The organism is Spongiibacter pelagi (genome assembly GCF_014705705.1).
In the GTDB taxonomy this organism is placed as follows: Bacteria; Pseudomonadota; Gammaproteobacteria; order Pseudomonadales; family Spongiibacteraceae; genus Spongiibacter; species Spongiibacter pelagi.
The window spans coordinates 1-6,249 of record NZ_JACXLD010000025.1 but is presented as its reverse complement, the minus strand read 5'-3'; the positions used below and the strand labels follow the sequence as shown (position 1 = coordinate 6,249).

The 6,249-nt window shown below is 47.3% G+C and carries 5 protein-coding genes and 1 pseudogene; 4 read left to right on the top strand and 2 right to left on the bottom strand.

The window, feature by feature from the left end:
• Positions 1 to 147 precede the first annotated feature (147 nt).
• Positions 148 to 879, top strand: a complete 732-nt coding sequence (locus tag IB286_RS15060) for a phage Gp37/Gp68 family protein (RefSeq protein ID WP_190766958.1) — start codon at positions 148 to 150, stop codon at positions 877 to 879.
• A 27-nt stretch (positions 880 to 906) separates the two neighbouring features.
• Complete coding sequence (tcmP, locus tag IB286_RS15055; protein WP_223826453.1) at positions 907 to 2,073, top strand: three-Cys-motif partner protein TcmP; 1,167 nt, start codon at positions 907 to 909, stop codon at positions 2,071 to 2,073.
• Between the two features lie 40 nt (positions 2,074 to 2,113).
• On the opposite strand, the gene drt2 is transcribed toward tcmP, so the two are convergent.
• Complete coding sequence (drt2, locus tag IB286_RS15050) at positions 2,114 to 3,391, bottom strand: antiviral reverse transcriptase Drt2 (protein ID WP_190766956.1); 1,278 nt, start codon at positions 3,389 to 3,391, stop codon at positions 2,114 to 2,116.
• Between the two features lie 403 nt (positions 3,392 to 3,794).
• Between drt2 and IB286_RS15045 the strand changes: the two genes are divergently transcribed.
• Both IB286_RS15045 and IB286_RS15040 read left to right on the top strand, forming a co-directional pair.
• Positions 3,795 to 4,865: a Fic family protein gene (locus IB286_RS15045; RefSeq protein WP_223826452.1), complete on the top strand. Its 1,071-nt coding sequence runs from the start codon at positions 3,795 to 3,797 to the stop codon at positions 4,863 to 4,865.
• A 21-nt stretch (positions 4,866 to 4,886) separates the two neighbouring features.
• Positions 4,887 to 5,063 (top strand): annotated as a pseudogene (locus tag IB286_RS15040) (GIY-YIG nuclease family protein); the annotation flags it as partial.
• A gap of 144 nt (positions 5,064 to 5,207) precedes the next feature.
• Here IB286_RS15040 and IB286_RS15035 read toward each other — a convergent pair.
• Complete coding sequence (locus tag IB286_RS15035) at positions 5,208 to 6,140, bottom strand: hypothetical protein (RefSeq protein WP_190766954.1); 933 nt, start codon at positions 6,138 to 6,140, stop codon at positions 5,208 to 5,210.
• Between the last annotated feature and the right edge of the window lie 109 nt (positions 6,141 to 6,249).

Genomic DNA, 6,249 nt, shown 5'->3' with positions numbered 1-6,249 from the left:
GTGGAAAACCAGTCCAGGAATGCATTCCAATTTTGGGGGTAGTCTTTGCCGGCAATCGGGGATAAAGTATGGATATCCATCCAGTAGTTATACGCTATGTGGAGCTAAATGGATACCCCTTATGTGCATACAGGCATGGTGCGATAGATGAGCAAAATTGAATGGACTGAGCAAACATGGAATCCAGTCACGGGATGTACGAAAGTCTCGCCTGGGTGCAAGCATTGTTACGCCGAAACGATGTCTCGGAGGTTGCAGGCAATGGGTGCCGTAGGCTATGAAAACGGCTTCGGTCTTAGCCTTCTTCCAGAGCGTTTAAGCCAACCACTGAAGAGGAAAAAGCCAACAATTTATTTCGTGAATTCAATGAGTGACTTGTTCCAAGAGGATGTCCCTTATGGATTTATTGATGAAGTAATGGGCGTTATTCGGCAAACACCCCAGCATACTTATCAGATTTTGACAAAGAGAAGTCAAAACATGAGGCGCTATTTCGAGGATCGCAAGGTGCCTTTCAACGCCTGGCTAGGTGTTTCTGTGGAAGACAAGAAGTATGGCAAGCCGAGAATTGGTGATCTGCAGGCTATCCGGGCGTCAACTCGATTTTTATCTGTAGAGCCTTTGCTTGAGGACTTAGGGCGTCTAAATTTAAAGGGTATAGCGTGGGTAATTGTTGGAGGTGAGTCAGGTGCAAAGGCTCGCCCCATGAAGGAATCTTGGGCCATGAATGTAAAGTCTCAATGTGAACGAAGCGGTACAGATTTCTTTTTCAAACAGTGGGGCTCATGGGGTGCTGATGGTGTTCGCCGTTCAAAGCAGGCCAACGGTAGAGCTCTTGCAGGGAAAACTTGGGATAGTATTCCCTTGGTAAATATCTAAATCTCATATCGCAGGGAGAGCGGGCTATTGAACGAGATTACAATTCCAGATTCATACATAGGTAGAGAGCAGGCCTATGTAAAGCACCAAATACTTAAAACCTACCTGCAACGGCTTTTTTTGATAATAGGTCAACATGCTGAATCCACGATCAATTATATAGACTGTTTTTCTGGGCCGTGGCAGGCGGGCGACAAAAAACTGAGCGATACATCGATCGGTATTTCGCTTGAACAAATGTACGCTTGTCAAAATGATCTTTCTGAGACGTTCGGTCGGGCTGTAAAATTCCGGGCGCTTTACATTGAGAAAGACCCAAATGCCTTTCAGGCGCTAAAAGATTTTTTGGACAACTCTCCTTACACAACAATTGAAACATGCTGTATCAACGGCGATTACACTGAGAAAATCCCTGAAATAGTAGACTGGTGTGGAAGTCACTTTTCATTTTTCTTTGTTGACCCTAAAGGCTGGCAAAAAGTGGTTGGTGCTAGGACTATGAAGCCCTTGCTTCAGCTGCCTAAAGCCGAATTTCTAATTAACCTAATGTATGACTTCATCAATCGATTCGTCAGTCTTGAGCACCACGCTGAAGATATGATTGAGCTATTTGGGGAAATTCCTCAGTTTTCCACCGAGCTTCCGCGAGAGCGAGAAACAAAACTGCTACAGCTCTATAGGAATAATACTATTCGGAGTTACGACGGACGCTCAGGATATGTGAGGATTGAAAAGCCTGGTCGTGACCGGACGCTATACGCTTTGGTTTATCTTACTCGTCACCCAAGGGGGCTTGATGTCTTTAAGGCCGCTGCGGAGAAAATGAATATTGTCCAGCGCAGAACGCAAGCGGAAGTTAAATTGCGCCACCAGTTAGAGAGGTCTAATACGGACGATTTATTCGGCGATATCCCATTGGCTGTCAGTAATCTCAGTGATACTGAAGCAAACATTGCGACAGCTCAGGATTTTCTTGTTAGTCAACTTAATGCAGGCCCTCTCTTGATCGATTGGGAATGCTGGGCGGATTTTCTAGAGCAGACGGACTTATATCCGAGTGATTTTCAAGCAGCAATGCGGAACTTGGTTAAAGACGGGAGCGTGGTTAATCTTGACGCAGATATAAGCAGACGCCGGAAAAATTTTATAAAGCCGAATTGGCAGAATAAAAGTGAGCGATGGTCACTAGCCTGAGGAATGCTCTGGCATTTACTGGTTGAGTTGAGTGATAGGGTTATTTCTCAATTTCATTCTGAAGATTTTTCCATAGCGGTTTCAGCTGACGCTTGATGGCCTTTGAATCCATAATATCAGCCGCTCTAAGCCCGTACCGCACAAAGTTCCTCCTGCCAAAGTGCGAATATCGTTCATATAGCTTTTGCTTATACAGCGGCCTGGGATGCTGCCCTCTGTTTATCCTGGCAGTGTTTCTTTTGCCGCATGTACGCCTTGCAAGCTTTACTCCACGTTTCATTCTGTCTGAGTACCGAGATAGTGCGGCGGATCGTAATAAAATTTGCTGCCCATCAAAGAGAAACCCAAGGTATTGAATGGGCTGATTGCTATGAAGCCCGCCTTCGGCATTCTTGCTGAATAGCCGTATCTCAGTTTTCTTTGGATTTATGGCAAGTTTTAGGGCTTTGATTTCTGTGGTAACCATTCCTCCAACGGTTTTCTCAAACTCTTGAGGGACAATAAACAGCATGTCGTCGCAGTACCTAAAATACCGACCTCCCCATTCTGACACTACTTCCGCCATTCGCTTGTCGAATTCAATCATGTATATATTTGAAAGAAGCGCACTAATTGGGGTGCCCTGTGGTATGCCTTTCGAGCCTTTGTTAGAGCTAATTAGCCCTGTTTTTCGAACAAGTGAATGGAATTCTTCCGGCTTGCATATCCTGTCTCTGCCATTTTTCGGATTGTGCTTTGATATTCCCAGCTGGTCATAAAGTGATTCGCGGGAAACCAGTGCAAAGCGGGTTAGCGACTTGAAAACTGCAAAGTGATCGTGGGGCAGCTGTGGCTCACCGAGGACACTAGACCACTGCATCTTCAATATCGCGTGATCGAGATTGTCGAAAAAACCTGTGATATCAACGCCGACTACGGCGCAGGGGCCAAACTCCGAGATTGATTTAAAAGCGTCGCGAGCAAATTCAATGTTGGATTTGCCGAGACTACGAAACGCGGAGACATGTTCTCCGATACCAAGCGCTGCAAGGCGATTCTCGTAGAGTTCCGCCAGTATTTGCGCGTAGTACGCGTAAATATGGCTGTCTAAATGGGAGGCATAAGCAATGGGCCTGGCTTTTTCTTTCCGGACTACATCACCTGCCGAGTTTTTGGTTATCTTTGGGGTGGTGATTTCATAGTGGATAAGAGGCCAAAAACTGTGTTTCGCAACCGCCTTGGGGTTTGCAACAATCTTCCGGGCCTTTTTGTATCCGATGGGGTGGTCGAAGTGAAGGTAGCCGCGCTTGCGATACCATCCGTCATCCTTGCTTGTCATAACTTCCTTGATTTTCTAGCGAAACCAAGCGAGGTAGGACTGCGGCATCCGTTACCCCTCGCTTGGCTTAGCTGGTGCACTTGACTACACCTTCTAGCTATAAGTCGAGCAATCTTGTCAGGTCGCCAAACCTCAAGCAAACCGCACATGTTAGACATGGTTTATAATGTCAGTATCACGTTGGAGATCACAATGAAATGTAACCTCGCCACGCGGATGTCGTATGCCGTGTTGGCAGCGATTAGCTGTCAATTTGGTGTTGACATCTTGTGACACGCCCCCTGCTCTACAGCAAAGGCAGCAATATAATAGCAGGGCTTCAGCTTGGTTATCTACTTTTTAGATAAATATGGATATTGATTTGGCTCTGTAGGCGCATACTACTTGCAAAATACGGATATATATGGATATATATCCGGCTATGAGCCTAAATGCCGACACTCTCCAAATCACCCCGGAAATCCTGTCTCTGATCGCAGAGCTGGACGAGTTCAAGGGAGCCTGGCGCGCCATCGGCACGCTCGCGCCAGATCGCTTGTCGGCCCTGCGCCGGGTAGCCACCATCGAGAGTATCGGTTCCTCCACCCGCATTGAGGGTGGCCGCCTGTCCGACCAGGAGGTGGCTCGGCTGCTGAGCAATATCGAGATCAAGAAGTTCGATACCCGTGATGAACAGGAAGTTGCGGGCTATGCCGATGTGATGGGCATGATTTTCAACAGTGCCGACCATATCGACCTCACCGAGAACCATATCCGCCAACTCCACGGCGAATTGCTTGCCTACAGCACCAAGGATGAACGCCACCGGGGAAACTACAAGACTCACCCCAACCATGTCAGCGCCTTCGATGCCGATGGCAAGGAAGTTGGCGTGGTGTTTGAAACGGCCTCACCGTTTGATGCGCCCCGCCTAATGACGGAGCTGGTAGCGTGGACTCGGGAGGCGCTGGAAAATAAAACCCTGCACCCTCTACTCGTGATTGCGGTTTTTACCGTGGTCTTTCTTGAAATCCACCCGTTTCAAGACGGTAACGGCAGGCTATCTCGCGTGATCACCACGCTACTGCTGTTGCGCAGCGGTTACGCCTATGTGCCCTACAGCTCCCTTGAGAGCGTGGTTGAGCAGTCCAAAGAAGGTTACTACCTGGCGTTACGCAATACCCAGGGTACGATTCGCACTGAATCACCTGACTGGCAACCGTGGGTGCTGTACTTTCTACGGGCACTGAAAAAGCAAAAGCAGCGCCTGGAAGTCAAAATCGAACGGGAGCATATCCTTCTGGCGAAAATGCCAGAGCTGTCGATCAAAATTCTGGAACTGGCCGCTGAGCAAGGCCAGCTTACCGTCGCCCAGCTTGTTGAGCTGACCGGCGCAAACCGAAACACCATAAAGAAGCACTTGCAAAACCTAGTGTCCAGTCAGCAACTGGCTCAGTACGGAAAGGGTAAAGGCACGTGGTACAGCCGTGTCTGACAGTCAGCAACTTACGAGCTATACAACATCAACTGGGTCAAGCTTGAAAAGCTGCTTCATAGATTCTTTGAATCGGCTAGGTTAGACATCCAGATTAAAGATCGTTTTGGAAAGCCTGTCGTACCCCGAGAGTGGTTTTTTGTGCCTATGTTTGTGGTTGATCAGGTAGTGGAGAAGCCCAGAGAAGGTAGTCTCTAGTGACACTGATTATGATCAGGCCCAAATGAGGGCGTGTGAAAACCAACAGGCCACTGGCGTATATCACGACCCTGCAGGAAAATTATAGTTTGCAAGCGACAGAATTTCTTACGACCCGATGAGAGATTATGGTCTTCTTCCTGCTTATTTTTCTCCCAACTCGGATTCAAAATCTGCAAGCACGGATTCTGAAAACTCATTGGGGGGACTGAAAGATTTAATTATCGAATAGGCTAGATCTTGGTTCGGAGCAACTCCAATTCCATGAAACAATATTATGCTATACAAGATCTCGCTCTGTTGTGCGCCGCCCTGGTATGCTAGCTGCGTCCAATATGCGCAGCGTCTGGCCATCCCGGGAGAGACTTCTGTTTCGTTGTACATACCGTAATAATAAGCTGCTAACGCAAAGTATGCGTTTGGATTTTTATTAGCGGCTGCCTGATATGCTTCGACTAATGTCAATGAGTCTTCATTCCGGTTGTTTAATACTACTTGTCCAGAGCCAGTTAAATTTGAGTGAGCCTGCCACAAAATTTGCTCACTTCCCAATTCAGGATTTGAGGTGGCCAGTCTTTTGACTTCTTCATCTAAAAGGTTGTAGTTACGCTCATTTTCCCTGTATTCGTTAAAAATGAAAACAAACTCTGTTACTTCATCAGCCCATTGTTCCTTTGCTGATTCGTAGATTAATAAACTAGCGGATCTATCATTTACAGTATGACCCGGCTCAATGGTACTGATAATTTCGAAGTCAGGTTCTTTCGTTGTCCATCCAAGCTGAGCCATACAGCCATCCATGACTGCCTGCCTTTCTCTCTTGGCTTTTATTGCAGCACCTATTGCAGCGCCATTTGCAAAGCCTGTGGTGAAAGACTGGGCGGGAGAAGATGTTGAGCTCATATAACCATTGTGAGAACCAGTGGAGCGATTTCCGTAATTATCGTATGACGAAACTGTGCCTGAAATAGCGTAGGTTCTGGAATAATCATCATAAACCCGCAAGGATGGCATAGGTATAGCTCCAGCAGCAACGCGCGTACAGTGTCCAATGTCAATGGTCTTGTTTAGCGTCAACTATCTTGTCCGGTCGGCGACAACTATGATGGCCGGTTGGGTGGTTCAGTTTTCTACTGGCTTTTCGCCTTTTCCATGTGCTGCTGTTTCCGGTAACTTTCTCCCTCCA

Bases quoted from the DNA above. Each gene is read 5' to 3' on its own strand.
- IB286_RS15045 (WP_223826452.1), top strand. From the start codon at position 3,795: ATGGATATATATCCGGCTATGAGCCTAAATGCCGACACTCTCCAAATC.
- IB286_RS15060 (WP_190766958.1), top strand. From the start codon at position 148: ATGAGCAAAATTGAATGGACTGAGCAAACATGGAATCCAGTCACGGGA.
- drt2 (WP_190766956.1), bottom strand. From the start codon at position 3,391: ATGACAAGCAAGGATGACGGATGGTATCGCAAGCGCGGCTACCTTCAC.